Genomic DNA, 17,869 nt, shown 5'->3' with positions numbered 1-17,869 from the left:
TATATGGTAAAATTTGAGATAGTTAAAAGGAGTGAATATTATGAAATTAGGTATTGTAGGACTTCCGAATGTCGGAAAATCTACACTTTTTAATGCGATAACAAAAGCCGGTGCAGAAATGGCAAATTATCCATTTTGTACAATTGACCCAAACATTGGGCTGGTAAATGTTCCGGACGAACGTGTATATAAATTGGCAGAACTTTTTCATTCGAAGAAAATTATTCCAGCGACGATAGAATTTTACGACATTGCGGGACTTGTAAAAGGTGCCAGCAAAGGAGAAGGTCTTGGAAATAAATTCTTGGAAAACATCAGAGAGTCCGATGCAATCGTCGAGGTGTTGAGATGCTTCGAGGACGAAAACATCGTTCACGTTGACGGCTCAGTAGACCCACTAAGAGACATCGAGACGATTAATTACGAGCTAATCTTGTCGGACTTGGAAATGGTTGAGAGAAGATTAGAAAAATCCAGAAAAGCTTTGAAAGGCAACAAGGATTTGAAAGAAGAAGTCGATTTGTTGGAAAAAATCTACAACGTTCTAAGTGAGGGAAAATCCATCAGAATTTTGGAATTGGATGACGATGAGATGAAGCTTATGAGAAGTTTCAATCTTTTGAGCGTGAAGCCGATTATTTACGTGTGCAATGTCAGCGAAGATGAGGTAGCAGATGCTTACGAAAACAACGAGATGGTTCAAAAAGTCAAAGAATTTGCCAAATCTGAAGATGCAAAAGTAGTTGTAATCTCGGCACAAATCGAATCGGAAATTTCGGCGTTGGACAGCGAAGACGACAAGAAGGAATTTTTGGAAGCGATAGGATTGGAAAAATCTGGAATCGATGATTTGATTACACAAAGCTACGATTTGCTTGGACTTATGAGTTTCTTGACGACTGGAGAAGATGAAACTCGTGCGTGGACAATCAAAAAGAACACTCCAGCTGTACAAGCGGCGGGCAAAATTCACACAGATATTCAACGAGGATTCATCAGAGCAGAAATCGTCAACTACGATGATTTGATAGAATTAAAATCTATGGCAGCTGTAAGAGAAAAAGGCCTTATGAGATTGGAAGGAAAAGAGTATTTGATGCAAGACGGAGACGTTGTTCACTTCAGATTTAATGTTTAAAAATTTGATTAAAATTGAAATAAATCAAAGAATATTTTTCAAACTAGGTATTAATTTACCTAGTTTTTTTGTTGCTGTGAAAATAATTTTCGTTATTTTTTTGTGATATAATTATTGGTATTAGGAGGTAATTATGATTAAAGAAAGATTAGAAAAACTCAGAAAAAAAATGAGCGAAAGAAATATAGATGCGTATGTTGTTTTGTCGAGTGACCCACACACTTCGGAGTACTTGGCAGATTATTACAAGACTAGAAAGTATATGACAGGTTTCAGCGGTAGTGCAGGTACTGCTGTTATTTTGAAGAAAAAAGCTGCTTTGTTTACTGACGGCAGATATTTTATTCAAGCGGCAAGAGAGCTAGAAGGTTCGACTGTTGATTTGATGAAGATGGGAGAACCTGGGGTTCCAACTTTGATTGAATATTTAAAGGAAAATGTTCCTGAATGTGGGAAAATCGGAGTAGATGGGCTTACATTGGATTACAATACTTATTACAGATGGTTGGAAAATTTGGGAGACAGAATGATAATTACCGACGTCGATTTTGTGGGTGATATTTGGGAAGACCGTCCAGCAAAACCAGATTCAAAGGCTTATGCTTTTGATGTAAAATACTGCGGCAAAGACACTGCGACAAAATTAAAAGAGTTGAGATATTTTATGAAAAATCACGATTGTGATTACAATTTTATCGGCTCGTTGGACGATATTTGCTATCTTTACAACATAAGAGGCAATGATGTGTTGTACAATCCGGTGATAATCAGTTACGCTTTGATTGGAAATGATTTTGCAAACTTGTACATTGACGATGCAAAAATCGATGAAGATTTGATTGAGTCGTTGAAAAAACAAGGAGTAACAGTAAAATCATACGAAAAGGTGTTTGAGGATTTGAAAAACCTTCCTGGAACTAGTGTTTTGTTCTTGGACCCTTCAAAGACAAATGTAAAAATTTACAATTCAATAAATTCAAATATAAGAATCGCTAAAGGTCTTCAACCTACGACAATAATGAAGGCTCACAAAAATGAGATAGAAATCAAAAATCAAAAGAACGCATATATCAAAGACGGCGTTGCTCTTGTAAAATTCTTCAATTGGGTCGAAACTGGAACTCCGACTGGAAACGTAACGGAGGTGAGTGCAGCTGACAAATTGAGATATTTCAGAGAACAAGGAGATTTGTTTATGGATTTGAGTTTCGGAACTATCTCTGCTTACGGAGAAAATGCGGCGCTTCCTCACTACGCACCATCAGTTGACAATCCGGTTACTTTACAGCCTAAAGGATTGTACTTGGTTGATAGTGGCGCACAGTATTTGGATGGAACTACTGACATCACTCGTACGGTTGCACTCGGCGAGTTGACTGATGACGAAAAATTGCACTACACTTTGACTTTGAAATCCCACATTAATTTGATGACGGCTGTTTTTCCAGCTGGCACAAAATCATCAACACTAGACCCAATAGCAAGAAAGCCTATCTGGGATGAGTTGTTGGATTTCAGACACGGAACAGGTCACGGTGTTGGATTCTACCTTGGCGTGCACGAAGGCCCACAAAGAATTTCTTCAATGAACAACGACATTGATATGGACGAGGGAATGGTTACAAGCGATGAGCCGGGAATTTACATCGAAGGTTCGCACGGAATCAGAATCGAAAACATTATGCACTGCATTAAAGTTGGAGAATCAGATTTTGGCGAATTTTTGGGATTTGAATCGCTATCAATTGTCCCTATCGACACTAGACCAGTAATAAAAGAGAGATTGCTTCCTTTTGAATTAGAATGGTTGAACAACTACAACAAAGAATGCTACGAAAAACTATCCCCATATTTGGAAGGCTCTGATTTGGAATATCTTGAACAACAAACAAAAGCAATTTAAAAATGTTTGATATAAAAGAAGAGCTACAAAAAGTTCCTCACAAACCAGGCGTGTACATTATGCACGATAAAAACGATGAGATAATTTATGTCGGAAAGGCGATTGATTTGAGAAGACGCGTGGGACAGTATTTCGACTCGTCCAAGAAACTCGCAAAGGTCGCTGCGATGGTTAGTCACATCGAATACTTCGAGTACATTATCGTGAACAATGAATGTGAGGCACTAGTTCTCGAATCGAATTTAATTAAGAAAAATAGCCCAAAATACAACATCGTACTCCGTGACGACAAGCAATATCCCTACATCAAAATTTCGAACGAAAAGTTTGCGAGAGTTTTGAAAACGAGAAGGTTGTTAAAGGATAAGGCGAAGTATTTTGGGCCTTTTCCTAATGCTTATGCAGTCAATGATATCATAGATTTGATTCACGAAACTTATAAAATCAGAACGTGTAATTTGAATTTTGACAAGGGACAAAAATTGAAAAGACCTTGTTTGAATTATTACATCAACCGATGCGATGGAATGTGCGTTTACGATGTCGATGAACAACAGTACAATAAGGAATTATCCGAAGTGGAAAATTTCCTCAACGGCAGACACGACGAACTCACGAAAAAATTGACCGACAAGATGATGGACGCATCGAAAAACTTGAACTTCGAATTGGCAGCAAAGTTACGAGATTCAATCGCAAACATCCAAGTTATTTTGGAAAAACAAAACATCACCAACACCAAGGGCTTGGATATGGATATGATATCCATGGCGAGGGAAGCTGAAACGGTGTGCGTTCAAGTTTTTTTTATGAGAAATGGCAAGATAATAGAGCGTCAGCATTTCATAATCGACGACAAATTTGAAGAATCAAACGAGCATATAGTGGGCGAATTTTTCAAGCAATTTTACATTGACATTTCTTATGTTCCAAAGCAAATACTGACGGATGTCGAAATAGAAGACCGAGAACTCATCGAAGAAATGTTGACCGAGAAGAAAGGCTCAAAAGTCGAGATAAAAATCCCGAAACGAGGAAACAAAACAGACCTCTTGGAAATGGTGAGAGTGAATGCGAAAGAGGGCCTCGACAAATACATCTCTAGGCATTTGAAAAGAGAAAGAAACAGGGAAAATGCACTGCTCGATTTGCAAGACATCACAGGAATAAAACCCATTTATAGAATTGAATGCTACGACATTTCGAATATAAGCGGAGTGGATTCTGTTGGAAGTATGATTGTGTTCAAAAACGGCGAAAAGTCCTCCAAGGATTACCGAAAATTCAAGATAAAAACCGTGGAAGGTGCAGACGATTACGCATCGCATAGGGAAGTTTTAACCAGAAGATTCAACAGGCTTTTGGATAATGACAAGAAAGACAACAGTTTTGATGAATTGCCTTCTATTATTTTGATGGACGGAGGCAAAGGTCAAGTCAACATAGCAAAAGAAGTGCTTGACGAATGCAAATTAAACATCCCGGTCTTGGGACTTGTAAAAGATGACAAACACAGGACAAGAGGGATAATTTACGAAAACGAAGAAATCAAATTGAAAGTGAACACTCCGCTGTATAGGTTGTTGTTTGCAATTCAAGAAGAAACACACAGATTTGCGATAAATTATCACAGGAAGCTTCACGAAAAAAACTTTAAAAAATCAGAACTGGACAATATACAATTAATCGGAGAAAAACGCAAAAAATCTCTAATCAAACATTTCAAATCAATAGAAAAAATAAAAACTGCAACCAAGGAAGAATTGCTTGAAGTAGAGGGAATGAACGAGAAGGCAGCAGAAAATATAGTGAATTATTTTAAGCAATAATTCGCTATATTTTTTATTGTAAAATTTCGTAAATTGATGATAATATAATAAGTAGCTAATAATTTGAACGAATAAAGGAGAGTACAATGCGAAAAAAGCTCAATCTCAGTTTGTACTTGGTCACAGACAGGATAAATGTGAAAAGCGAGGAGGAATTTCTGAAAAAAATCGAAGATTCCCTCAAAGGTGGAGTGACATTGGTGCAACTTCGAGAAAAGAATATTTCAACAAAAGAGTACATTGATTTGGCGAAAAAAGTGAAGAAAATTACGGAGTTATTTGACGTGCCACTTTTGATTGACGACAGAATCGACGTGTGCTTGGCGAGTCGTTGTGCAGGAGTGCATCTCGGAGATGAGGATATGGAAATAAAAGATGCACGACAGATTTTGGGAGATGATTACATAATAGGCGCAACTGCGAAATGCGTTGACAGAGCTGTTCAATGTGAAAAAGAAGGCGCGGATTATCTCGGAGTTGGTGCAATTTATCCGACAAAAACACACGTCAAAACGAAAATAACCTCCGTTGACACACTGAGAGATATCAACAATAGCATTCACATAAAAACGGTCGCTATCGGCGGTTTAAACGAGAATAACGTGGATGTTTTAAGACACAGTGGTGCAAGTGGGATTGCAGTTGTAAGAGCGTTGATGAATGACGACAATCCACGAGAAAAAGCTCACAGATTATTAGAAAAATCAAAACAAATTTTAGAATTGAGGTAATTATGAACAAAAAAATAAAATTAATGTTGGCGATAATTATGGTGGCGTTGGTGATGGTTTCTTGCAAGAAAGCTGACCCTATAACACTTCCAAACGCAGATGATTCACAAGTCATAACGGTTACAAAAATCGAAGAAAAAAAGGAAGGACAAGCAGTGTCCATCACATCGAAGAAGGACATCTTGGATATGATTAATTTGATAAAAGAAAAATCAAAGCCAACCAGAAAACAATCAAACAATGACACACCAGCCAACACGAATGATTTTAGAAAGATGGAAATTTTCTACGGAAAAGACGAGAAAGCGACGTTGTATTTGTATCAAAACAAAAATTACTACATCGAAAAGCCATACGAAGGCGTGTGGGAAATCGACAAAGACACATTCGACAAATTAATAGGTGCTATGTAATTTTACAAAAAATTGCAGTGCAAAATTCAGAGTGCAAATCAATGCACTCTTTTTTCTTGAAAAAAAATTGCATTTTTGTACTAACTGTATTATAATAAGTAATACAAGGAGGACAGTATGATAAATTTGGACACTACAAGTGATGTTGCGATTTACACGCAAATTCGAAACGAAATTATTAGAGAAATCGCCGATGGAAATCTGAAAAATGGAGATGAACTTCCTTCTGTTAGGCAATTTGCAAATGACTTGGGAATCAATCCGATGACGATAAGCAAGGCCTACAATATTTTGAAGGATGAAAAAATCATCGTGATAGACAGGAGAGTGGGAGCGAAGATTTGTGTGGACGAAAACTACTCACGAAACACATTCTTAGATGAATTGAAGTTACTGTTGATGGAGGCTAAAATTCGAGGAAAATCCCAAAATTATATCGAAAAAATAGTGGAGGAAATCATAAAATGACGATGAATTTTATTTTATTGGCTACTTTGATATTCATTTTATTGATGATGAGAAGTATGAATATGTACACTTTAAAAAAGAACGAAACATATATATTATTCACAAACTTTCCGAAAGGACACGACAATGACGAGTTTATTGTAGAGCTGTTGAGTAAAACCAAGAGAAAGTTGAACATTTTGTTCGTCACAAGCATTGTATTGTCACTTCTTTTGTTAATGGACAGCGATTTGATAATGTTGATTTATTATAATTTGATAATTGCTTATCTAATCATTGCAAACACCATAGAATACAGTGCTATGAAAAAAATCAGACAGTACAAAAATGACAACAACATTTCTACAGAAAACCACGTTTTATCATATGATTTGAAAACTTCGAGAGATATCGAACTAAAGAAAATAAAACCAATAGCGTGGATAATCCCGTTGATAGTTCAAATCGTACTGCTAATTTCATTTTTTAAAACTACAGAAATGTTTTTGATGTATGGATTGTTGCTAATAATAATGAGTGCAAGTACAATTATAACTGCGATTGCATTATCGAAGAAAAACACAAAAGTCTACTCGACAGATTATTTTGAAAATCTAAAAATCAACGAAAGTAGCATACTCAAATTGCAACAGACAATTTATGCAATCTACATTATGTCTATTATTCTGGGCTTTGTTGTGGTTTTCATATCTTCAAGAGATATTTACAATTTAGTTCCAATATTTTTATACATCGTGGTACAAAGCACAGCTTTGATATTCACGATTATTAAATACCAAAAACAAGAACAAAACTACACAGCAATCAACAATAATTTGTACAATGGAGATTTCTACGACCCGTGGGGATATTACAATCCAAAAGACAACCGATTGTTGGTCGAAGATATCACAGTTAAAACGGGGAATATGACATTCAACAGGGCTAAACTTTCGGGCAAAATGATTTTTGCACTGACAATTGCTTTGCTGATTGGCATAGAGGTTTTTATGATTAATATAAGCTTTCCTAAACAATTTACAGTAAACAACACACAGACAACTCTAAGCGTTAGACAATCAGCTTACAAAACAACAATCGACAAGAAATCAATCGAAAAAGTGGAATTAATTAAAAATCTCAACGACAAACAAGGAGTCAGAATAAACGGAACAAGTTTGAAACATTACGCTTATGGAAAATTTTCTATCAAGACGATTGGAAATGTGGATTTGTACATTGATAAAAGAAATCCAACGGCAATATGGGTAAAAACAAAGGACAACAAAAACCTTGTGTTTAATTTCTCGACTGTAAAAGAAACTGAAAAATTTTATAATCTGCTCAAAAAATAAATTTTACAGTAGTTAATAAAACAATAAAAAGACTATTGACTTTAACACTTAAAAGTGTTAAAATAATAAAAAGCAAATTCTAGATATGCTTTTAATATTATTAGGAGGCGATTATGAAAAAACTGATATTATTCACTTTGTGCCTATTGCTCTTATCCTCTTGTGGCAATAAAGAAGTATACAACAAAGTCGAATCTAGCGTCAAAGTAGACAGAATTAAAAATATGGATTCTCACAACAAGATTTCTGACAAGCTTTTGAACTCGGAGTTTATCGGAAATTTGGATAAGGATAACATCAACATTTTAAAAGACAACGTGGGATTTATCTACAATAGCAAATCAGATGAATTAATACCAGTTGACAATGGATACAGCCCCTACGATGTGAACAATGACAAATCATTGTTGTACAAGATTGACGATTCTTATTTTAAAGAGTTGGTTGTCAAAGGAAAAAATGATTCGAGAAAAATAAATTTTGAAAAGCACGTAAGCGATGCAAAGTTATCCAAGGACAAGGTCTACGCTGTCAAAATTGAAGATAGTTCACAGGTAAAATTTTTCAAGGGTAACATTTTCGAAGAAAAAAATGGAACGTTGGAAGACACTAAAAAACAAGGAAAATTACTGAGAAGCAATGATGATGTTTACTACTGTGCATACGAAAACAACAAACTCACAGTAAAGGATATGAACGACAAGGAAATTTTCAGCAGGGAAATGAACGAAAATCAAATTCCTTTGGATATGACGATGTATGATAATGATGTGATTTACTCGGTGTTTGATTCCAAGGAAAATAAATCGTACTTGTACAGAAACGATAAGTTGATTTTGAAATCGGAATTAAAAAACTACCAAGATAGATTGAAACCATTGAAATCAGCCTCTAAATATGTGACTTGGTTCGACAGCAAAGTTGTCTACAATGCTAAGGACAACAAGATTGTCTATTTTGAAAACGGAACAGATGATAGGATGCTCGTACCTGTAGGTGAGGATGTGTACGGATTGAAGATTAACAACGCAATCGGCGTCTTCAACGATAAAACTGTAAAATTTAAGTAAACAAAAAAGCAATGGCTTTGATAAGCCATTGCTTTTTAAATTTATCCTAATAATCTTCTTGCTGTTACGAATGTCTTTTGGTAATATCTTGAGTTGATGTCAGACAAGATAACTCCAGTTGAAGGAGTAGATGCGTGGACTAATTTATTGTCACCTACATAGATTCCAACGTGACTTATTCCACCGCCACCTGTGGCAAAAAACATCAAGTCTCCTTTTCTAAGGTTTGATTTTGACACTTTGTATCCGTATGAAGCTTGTGCTCTCGAACTTGTACTGATAGACACTCCGTAAGCTTGTTTGTAAAGATAAGATGTAAGTCCCGAACAATCGAATGATGATGGGCCATGAGTTCCCCAAACATAAGGCTTACCTAATTGCTTGTAAGCGAGCTTCACGATTTTGTCCAATTTATTATTTGTGTCGTCTTGTTTTTTGTCACTTTTATTCGCTATATTTACAAGTGAGTCAACTTTTGACTTTGATTGTAGCGGTTTACCAGCCAACAAGTCTTTTATTTCGTTGACAACAAAATTATCTATGGAACTTTTGCCACCAAAAATCAATGTGTGCATAATATTCGACTTGTTTTGTCTGAAGAAAGACTCGACAGAATTTGACTTTTGCTCTTGAGTTTTGTAGTCCTCATCTCTTGTAACATCCATTTTCTTAACCAAAATAATCGGTGCGTTGTGTTTTTGTGCCACAGGAGATGCCGCTAGTACATCAACGAATTTTTCGCCGCTTGCCACGATTGCTCTATCCGTTTTAGCGGAGACAAGCTTAGCAACCTTAACAGATGTTTGGTATCTATCAGAGCCTGAGATTCTAGTCACATTTGCCAACTTTGAAAGTTCTCGTTCCACAAATTTTGAAATAGAATTTTCTCCACCTACTAAAGTTATGTCACCTAAAAGGCCTTTTTTCTTGAAAGAATTTAAGTATTGTTTTATAGAAGTAGGGATTTCATTCTTTTTAACCAACAAAACAGGAGCATTTTTCTTCTTAGCTAATGAGGTTGAAGAAATAGAATCGGCAAAGTTTTCGCCAGATGCTATGACAACATTTTGTCTCTTATCGGAAACAGGGTGAGAAGTTTTGGCTGATTTTGCATTTACCTCGTACCTGTCATTTCCCTTAACCCTTACTACTTCTATTCCCATAGCGTTTAATTCATCGACAACTTTCGAACTTACAGATTTTTCTCCACCAGTGATGTATACTTTTTTGACGCCGTTCAAAGCTTCTTTTGTCAAATTATCAAGCTTTTGTGATTGCGTATAAAGAATAGGTGATTTTCCGTTTGAAATATTAGTTGCACTGATTGAATCTGCAAATTCGTTCGAATTTACAACGACAGCTGTTTTTGCATCGGTAAATTCAGAATCTTTTATCTTCTTAGCAGTTTCGAATCTGTTTTTAGCATCGACTCTTTCAATCTTAGCTTTCTTTTCGGATTTAACCTCAGCTTCTTTCACATTCAAATTCTCTGTATATTCTCTATTAGAGATTACTTTGTTGTTTTCATCTAGTTTTACTTGTATCTTAGTTGTATCAGTATTACTTGAATTATCTAATGTTGCTTTAACAAATGTATCTGACTTGTTGTTGTCATTATCTGCAAATGAAACATTTGCTCCCAAAGATAATGAAACCGCCAAAGTCATAACAAGTAGTGGCTTCTTAAAATTATTCATGTATCCTCCTAATATACTCTTTTGCGAGTTGAATAAAATGGTTTTATATTTTGTAACCAATTTGTAACTTATTTAAATTACTCTACTAGTTTACAGGAATTTTTCGTAAGTTTCAAACAAATTGCACATTTTTGCTCCAAATTTTGAAGAGAAACAAAAATAATCAAAAAAATTTGCAAAAACTATTTACAAATTCAAAAATTTATGAAATTAATGTGAAATTGACATCGCAGAAAATAGGGGATAATTTGTAACCGATTTGTAACTTTTATCCTATTGATGGCAAAATGGCGATATTTTTATTACTTGTTACATATTTGTAATATTTGGCAAATTTCGAAGAAAATTTGATTAATTTTAGAATAAAAATGTTATTTTAAGAATAATACAATAGAATTTAGAACGCAAAATCAATTTGTTGCCAACTAAAAAAGCACCGAAATTTTACATTCGGTGCTTAAATGTCATTTATTATAAGATGTATATTTTTACGTTTCTGACGCCCCAACTACGAGACTGTGATTTTGAATCCATAACTACATCTATTTTTCTTCCTTTGATAGCTCCGCCAGTGTCTTCAGCTGTTGCAAATCCATATCCTTCGACATAAACTCTACTTCTCAATGGTATTACTCTTGGGTCAACTGCGATAACTCCTCGTCTAATAGGAGTGCCGATTGCTGTTACTGCCCAACCACCATTTTCACGAGGGTCTGCAGTATAAGCAGTCGCTCTAACTGTTAGAACTTTTTTTGCATTTTTAAGTTGTGCTTCTAGTGAATCGACAACGGATTCAACTTTTTTGATTTCCTTTGCGATTTGTTTTTTAGTTTCCTTCACAACTTCTTTTTTAGTTTCGATTGTTTTTTGCTTGTACAAAGCATCTGCTCTCGGTGCATCCTTTAAGCTTCTACCTTGCAATAAATCAGCAATTGATGCTGAAACAAATTCAGCTATTGATTGGTTAGCTTCACATACTATAACCTGGTCAATTGACGTATTATTCTTGAAGAAAGCTTCCATAGAATATTGTTTGTCTTTTGAAGCGTAGTTAGTAGTTCTAGTTACATCATCCGGTTTAGTTAAAATCAAAGATGCGTCTAACTTTGCAGCTACTGGTGACATTAACAAAGCGTCATTGTAACCTTGACCTTCAGCGACGATTGCTCGATTTGCATTCGGATTAACTGATTTTGCAACCTTAACATTAGTTGAATATCTGTCAGAACCAGCAATTCTTCTTACACGGTTTGACAATGCGTTCAAATAAGCTTCTACTTTGCTAGAAACTGAACTCATACCACCTACGATAGTTATGTTTCCGATAAGGTTCTTGCGTTTCAATGCCTTCAAATAATTTTTGATTGGAGTTGGCACTTCGTTCTTTGAAACGAAAAGAATAGGAGCCTTTTGAGATTGTGCTAAAGTAGCAGAATTGATGGCATCACTGTGGTTTTCACCTGATGTTATAAGTATATTTGTTTTTGAATTGTTTTGTGGATTATGTGTTTTCTCAGCGACTTTTGCATTTACCTCGAATCTGTTTTGTCCAGAAATTCTCTCAACTATTATTCCCAAACCTTCAAGTTGTTTGATTACTGAATTTCCAACAGATTTTTCTCCACCTAAGATGTAAACTTTTTTAGGCTTATTTTGTTTTAAATTAGCCAATGTTTTTTGGTCAAGGGAGTTTGATTTTGTAAACAAAATAGGACTCTTTCCTCTTGATAGTGAAACAGCTGACAATGAGTCTACGAATGTAGAGCTGTTTGTAAGGATAACTGTTTTAGAATCAGAGAAATACTTGCTTCTGATTTTTGCAGCAGTGTCAAACTTGTCAGTAGAGTTGATTTTTTTAATGTCAGCTCTCTTACTAGCCTTAACCTCTGCTTGTTTCATAATAAGCTTATCAGACTGTTCGTTTGATTCAGAAGCATCTTGTTTGTCTTTGTTTTCGTCTATATTTTCTTCGTTATTTTTTTCTTCGTTTTGCTGTGAGTGTCCAGATTTTATGGAATCTTCATTCACGTTTTCTGTGTGATTTATTATATCTTGCAAATTTGAATTGTGTTTTAAAGCGTCGTGTTTTACTTCTTCGATTAGCTTAGTATTGTCAACATCGGCAAATGAAGAAGTTGCATTTAGAGCAGAAAAGGTAAACATAAGTCCCATTACTAACAATGGTTTTTTTAGACTGTTCATTCTTCCTCCTAATATATTGCGATTAAAATAATTTAATCTTCAAATTCGATATACTTATTGTAACACATTTGTAACCTGTTGTAACTTTTTTGTAACAATTAAGACTAAAAAAAAGGAAAATATTACAAAAACGTAACAGATAAACCGCTTCGGCGATGTATTTTCCTCTTGTTAATTTGCGTACCAGCAGATATAAATATAGAATATAAATAGGAGGGAACTTTATGAAAACAGTAAAATTAAGTGCCGTTGTAAAAAAATTGGACTTGCACGTTATTAGGACTAGTTCCGATTATGAAACAATAGAAATCACGAACTCGGAAATAAACAGACCAGGTCTTCAACTGTGTGGATTTTTGGAAGAATTTCCTTATAGAAGAATCCAATTATTCGGAAAGGCAGAACTCGCATATTATATGGCGATGGATATCGAACTTAGAAAAGAAAGAGTCAGAGCGATGATGGAATACGATATTCCTTGTATAATATTCTCGCACTACGCTCAAATTCCAGACGAAGTGAGAAAACTCGCAGATGAATACGATAAGACTCTTTTGATTTCTGACAGGACAACTACGAGACTTATATCTGCACTTGATGAGGTGTTGGAATATTTTCTAAGCGAAGAAGATACTCTGCACGCATCTCTACTCGACGTATTTGGTATGGGAGTGTTGTTGATGGGAGACAGCTCCGTTGGAAAAAGCGAGACCGCATTGGATTTGGTGACAAGAGGTCACAGACTTGTTGCAGATGATGTGGTTGAAATTAGAAAAATCGAAAAAGGACTACTCGCACAAGCTCCAACTAACATCAGACATTATTTGGAAGTCAGAGGACTTGGAATTTTGGATATCCAAAGATTGTACGGTACAGGTTCGGTTAGATTGAACACGTTTATCGATTTGGTTATCAAGCTAGAAAAATGGCAAGACGACAAAGAATACGACAGAATTGGATTGGATGAGCACACAACTGAAATTTTAGGAGTAGAGCTTCCTTATCTCGAAGTACCGGTCAAACCTGGAAGAAATATCGCCATGATTGTAGAAGTTGCCGTTAGAAATCAAAGACAAAAACTTTTAGGATATAATGCTGCACAAGAGCTAAATAATAAGTTAATTGCAGAAATGAAAAAAGACGCTGCGAAACATAAAAAGCAAACTAAAAATAACAAAAAATAATTTTGGATTAAAATTTCTTGATGATTTTGCGATTTGTTGCAATATGAAAAATATTGCGTTATAATATTCTTCCGGATAATTTTTAAATCCGTTTTAAATGTACAATTTTATTTATTTATATATAGGGGGTTAAATAAATGGCAAAACACATGAAAACCATGGACGGAAACACTGCTGCAGCTCACGTAGCTTACGCGTTTTCTGACGTGGCAACTATTTATCCGATTACTCCATCATCACCAATGCCGGAAGCAATTGATGTTTGGGCAGCAGATGGACGAAAGAACTTATTCGGTGAAACTGTTCAAGTTACCGAATTACAATCAGAAGGAGGAGCCGCTGGTTCAGTACACGGAGCTTTAGTTGCAGGGGCTTTGGCATCTACATTTACAGCATCACAAGGGTTGTTGTTGATGGTACCAAATATGTACAAGATTGCCGGAGAAAACTTGCCTGGTGTATTCCACGTATCAGCAAGAGCATTAGCATCGCACGCACTTAGCATTTTTGGTGACCACCAAGACGTTATGGCAGCAAGACAAACAGGTTTTGCGTTGTTGTGTTCAGGCTCTGTTCAAGAAGTTATGGACTTAGCAGCAGTAGCACACTTATCAGCAATCAAAGGAAAAGTTCCATTTTTACATTTCTTCGATGGCTTTAGAACAAGTCACGAAATTCAAAAGATTGAAGTTATGGATTATGACGACTTGGCAAAACTTGTTGATTGGGAAGCTATTGACGAATTTAGAAGAAACGCTTTAAATCCAGAAAACCCTAAGACAATGGGTACAGCTGAAAATCCTGACGTTTATTTCCAAGGTGTTGAAGCATCTAACAAATACTATGAGGATATTGTTGGAATTACTGAAGAATACATCAATGAGATTAACAAGATTACAGGCAGAAACTACGGATTATTCAACTACTATGGGGCTAAAGATGCCGAAAATATTATAGTAGCTATGGGTTCAGTAACTGAAACAATTGAAGAAACTGTTGATTATTTGATTGGAAAAGGCGAAAAAGTCGGAGTGTTAAAAGTTCACTTATACAGACCTTTCTCTAAAGAACATTTCTTAAATGCAATTCCAAAAACAGTTAAGAAAATCGCAGTGCTTGACAGAACAAAAGAAAAAGGTTCATTGGGAGAACCACTATATCTTGATGTTAGAGATTGCTTCTATGACCAAGAAAACAAGCCGGTTATCGTAGGTGGTATTTACGGTTTAGGTTCAAAAGATACAACTCCAACTCACATCAACACTGTTTTTGAAAACTTAAAACAAGATAAACCAAGAACACAATTTACTATCGGTATAGTAGATGATGTTACTCATAGATCATTAGAAGTAAAAGATGTTATCAACACTTCACCTGAAGGAACTATCAGATGTAAATTCTGGGGATTCGGTTCTGATGGTACAGTAGGCGCTAACAAATCAGCTATAAAAATCATCGGAGATGGTACTGATATGTATGCTCAAGGTTACTTCGATTACGACTCTAAAAAATCTGGTGGGGTAACAATGTCTCACTTGAGATTTGGTAACAATCCAATCCACTCAACTTATCTATTAGATGAATCTGATTTCATTTCTTGTTCAAAACAAGCTTATGTATATCAATACGATTTATTAAGAGGATTGAGAAAAGGTGGTACATTCTTATTGAATTGTATCTGGAATGAAGAAGAACTAGATCGTCATTTGCCAGGAAAATTAAAGAAATATATAGCAGAAAACGACATCAAATTCTACACAATCAACGCATCTAAGATTGCCGCTGAAGTAGGATTGGGTGGAAGAACAAATATGATTATGCAAGCTGCATTCTTCAAACTATCTAAAGTGTTGCCAATAGATGAAGCAATTAAAAAATTAAAAGAATCTATTGTTCACAACTACGGAAGAAAAGGTGAGGACGTTGTAAATATGAACTACGCTGCAGTTGACCAAGGAATCGACAAGCTAGTTGAAATTAATGTTCCATCTGAATGGAAAAGCGCAGAAGAAGATGTCGAAAAAGACGTTAATGTTCCTGAATTTGTAAAGAATGTAGCAAGCGTTATGAATGCACAACAAGGTAATGATTTGCCTGTTTCAGCATTTAAAGATAGAGCTAATGGTGAGTTTCCAATGGGAACAGCAGCATACGAAAAGAGATGTATCGCTCTTAATGTTCCTGAATGGCAAATGGACAAATGTATTCAATGTAACCAATGTTCATACGTATGTCCACACGCTGTTATCAGACCTTTCTTGTTGAACGAAGAAGAAAGAAACAATGCACCAGAATCATTTGAAAGCAAAAAAGCTGTCGGCAAGGGATTTGACGGATTGACATTTAGAATCCAAGTATCTACAGCTGACTGTACAGGCTGCGGAAACTGTGCTGATGTTTGCCCAGCAAAAGAAAAAGCTTTAATAATGAAGCCATTTGAACAACAATATTTAGAACAAAAAGACAACTGGACATACGCTTCAGAAAAAGTCGGATACAAAGAGGATTTAATGCCAGCTGATAAAACAGTTAAGGGTTCACAATTCAAACAACCATTGTTTGAATTTTCAGGAGCTTGTGCTGGTTGTGGAGAAACTCCATACGCTAAATTAATCACTCAATTATACGGCGACAGAATGATGATAGCTAACGCAACAGGATGTTCATCAATCTGGGGAGCTAGTGCTCCATCAACTCCTTACTGCACAAACAAAGAAGGCAAAGGACCTGCTTGGGCTAACTCATTGTTTGAAGACAACGCAGAATATGGATATGGAATGCACTTGGCAGTCAAAAAAATAAGATTGCAATTAAAAGAAAAAATGCAAGCATTCTTGGATTTGAATATCGAAAGTCCATTGAACGAACCATTCAAGAAATTCGTTGAAAATATGGATGATGTAGCAACATCTAAAGCGTGCGCAGCAGAAATATTGCAACACTTGGATGACGACACTAAAAACGAACAAGCTGAAGAATTGTTGAAATATATAAGAACAGACAGAGACTTCTTGATTAAAAAATCTGTATGGATTTTCGGTGGAGACGGTTGGGCTTATGATATCGGATACGGTGGATTGGACCACGTATTAGCATCTGGTGAAAACATCAATGTAATGGTATTCGATACAGAAGTTTACTCAAACACTGGTGGACAAGCTTCCAAGTCAACTCCAACAGCAGCCGTAGCACAATTCGCCGCAAGTGGTAAGAAAGTTAGAAAAAAAGATTTAGGAATGATGGCAGCGTCTTACGGTTACGTTTATGTCGCACAAATTGCTATGGGTGCTAACCAAAATCAAACTCTAAAAGCAATCAGAGAAGCCGAAGAATACAATGGCCCATCACTAATCATCGCTTACTCTCCATGTATCAACCACGGAATAAAAGCTGGTATGGGTAAGAGTCAACGCCAAGAAAAATTAGCAGTTGAAGCTGGTTACTGGCACTTGTATAGATTCGATCCAACTCTTGCAGAAGAAGGAAAGAATCCATTCCAATTAGATTCTAAAGAGCCAACAGGTTCATTCCAAGACTTCATCAGAGGAGAAGTGAGATATTTATCATTACAAAAATCATTCCCTGAACAAGCTGAAGAATTATTCCAAGAAGCTGAAAGAGATGCAAAGGAAAGATACAACAACTACAAGAGAAGAGCAGAAATGGATTATTCAAACTCAGTAGAAGATTTGGGAGATTTACAAGAAAACCTCGAAAAAGAAGGAAAAAAAGTAGAATCAGTTGAAAAATCAAAACAAGAAGAAGGCTCAAATAAAAAAGATGTAGTAAATCCAAATTCTACAAATAGATAAAAACAAAAATACTGTGAGAATACTGTGAAATTTTCTCACGGTATTTTTTTGTTGCAAATTTTTAACAAATTTGGAAATTGATTTATTG

The 17,869-nt window shown here is 35.6% G+C and carries 12 protein-coding genes; 10 read left to right on the top strand and 2 right to left on the bottom strand.

Annotation, left to right across the window (positions count from 1 at the left end):
- Positions 1 to 40: 40 nt before the first annotated feature.
- The 8 genes from ychF (at position 41) to Q0X02_RS02360 (ending at position 8,886) form a co-directional block, all read left to right on the top strand.
- On the top strand, positions 41 to 1,138 hold the full coding sequence (ychF, locus tag Q0X02_RS02395) for a redox-regulated ATPase YchF (protein WP_297811012.1): 1,098 nt from the start codon (positions 41 to 43) through the stop codon (positions 1,136 to 1,138).
- 133 nt (positions 1,139 to 1,271) lie between these two features.
- A complete protein-coding gene (locus Q0X02_RS02390) occupies positions 1,272 to 3,041 on the top strand; it encodes an aminopeptidase P family protein (protein WP_297811009.1) in 1,770 nt (589 codons plus the stop codon).
- 2 nt (positions 3,042 to 3,043) lie between these two features.
- Positions 3,044 to 4,870 carry an excinuclease ABC subunit UvrC gene (gene uvrC / locus Q0X02_RS02385; protein WP_297811006.1) on the top strand — a complete coding sequence of 609 codons (1,827 nt, stop codon included), beginning with the start codon at positions 3,044 to 3,046 and terminating at the stop codon, positions 4,868 to 4,870.
- 86 nt (positions 4,871 to 4,956) lie between these two features.
- Positions 4,957 to 5,601 (top strand): thiamine phosphate synthase, encoded by a 645-nt coding sequence (thiE, locus tag Q0X02_RS02380; protein WP_297811004.1) that lies wholly within the window; start codon positions 4,957 to 4,959, stop codon positions 5,599 to 5,601.
- A 2-nt stretch (positions 5,602 to 5,603) separates the two neighbouring features.
- Positions 5,604 to 6,014 (top strand): DUF5301 domain-containing protein, encoded by a 411-nt coding sequence (locus Q0X02_RS02375; RefSeq protein ID WP_297811001.1) that lies wholly within the window; start codon positions 5,604 to 5,606, stop codon positions 6,012 to 6,014.
- Between the two features lie 117 nt (positions 6,015 to 6,131).
- Positions 6,132 to 6,482, top strand: a complete 351-nt coding sequence (locus tag Q0X02_RS02370) for a GntR family transcriptional regulator (RefSeq protein WP_297810999.1) — start codon at positions 6,132 to 6,134, stop codon at positions 6,480 to 6,482.
- The gene (locus tag Q0X02_RS02365; protein WP_297810996.1) at positions 6,479 to 7,816 is read left to right on the top strand and encodes a PH domain-containing protein; all 1,338 of its coding nucleotides are present in this window, start codon (positions 6,479 to 6,481) and stop codon (positions 7,814 to 7,816) included. The genes Q0X02_RS02370 and Q0X02_RS02365 overlap by 4 nt, the downstream gene beginning before the upstream one ends.
- 113 nt (positions 7,817 to 7,929) lie before the next feature.
- Positions 7,930 to 8,886, top strand: a complete 957-nt coding sequence (locus tag Q0X02_RS02360; RefSeq protein ID WP_297810993.1) for a hypothetical protein — start codon at positions 7,930 to 7,932, stop codon at positions 8,884 to 8,886.
- 41 nt (positions 8,887 to 8,927) lie between these two features.
- On the opposite strand, the gene Q0X02_RS02355 is transcribed toward Q0X02_RS02360, so the two are convergent.
- On the bottom strand, positions 8,928 to 10,583 hold the full coding sequence (locus tag Q0X02_RS02355; protein ID WP_297810990.1) for a cell wall-binding repeat-containing protein: 1,656 nt from the start codon (positions 10,581 to 10,583) through the stop codon (positions 8,928 to 8,930).
- 471 nt (positions 10,584 to 11,054) lie between these two features.
- A complete protein-coding gene (locus Q0X02_RS02350) occupies positions 11,055 to 12,785 on the bottom strand; it encodes a cell wall-binding repeat-containing protein (RefSeq protein ID WP_297810987.1) in 1,731 nt (576 codons plus the stop codon).
- Positions 12,786 to 13,009: 224 nt separating this feature from the next.
- On the opposite strand from Q0X02_RS02350, the gene hprK reads away from it, so the two are divergent.
- On the top strand, positions 13,010 to 13,969 hold the full coding sequence (gene hprK / locus Q0X02_RS02345; protein WP_297810984.1) for an HPr(Ser) kinase/phosphatase: 960 nt from the start codon (positions 13,010 to 13,012) through the stop codon (positions 13,967 to 13,969).
- A 137-nt stretch (positions 13,970 to 14,106) separates the two neighbouring features.
- Positions 14,107 to 17,781, top strand: a complete 3,675-nt coding sequence (gene nifJ / locus Q0X02_RS02340; RefSeq protein WP_297810981.1) for a pyruvate:ferredoxin (flavodoxin) oxidoreductase — start codon at positions 14,107 to 14,109, stop codon at positions 17,779 to 17,781.
- Positions 17,782 to 17,869 lie beyond the last annotated feature (88 nt).

The sequence above is a fragment of the uncultured Finegoldia sp. genome, from assembly GCF_947252345.1.
In the GTDB taxonomy this organism is placed as follows: domain Bacteria; phylum Bacillota; class Clostridia; order Tissierellales; family Peptoniphilaceae; genus Finegoldia.
This window is presented reverse-complemented; position numbering and strand designations above follow the sequence as displayed.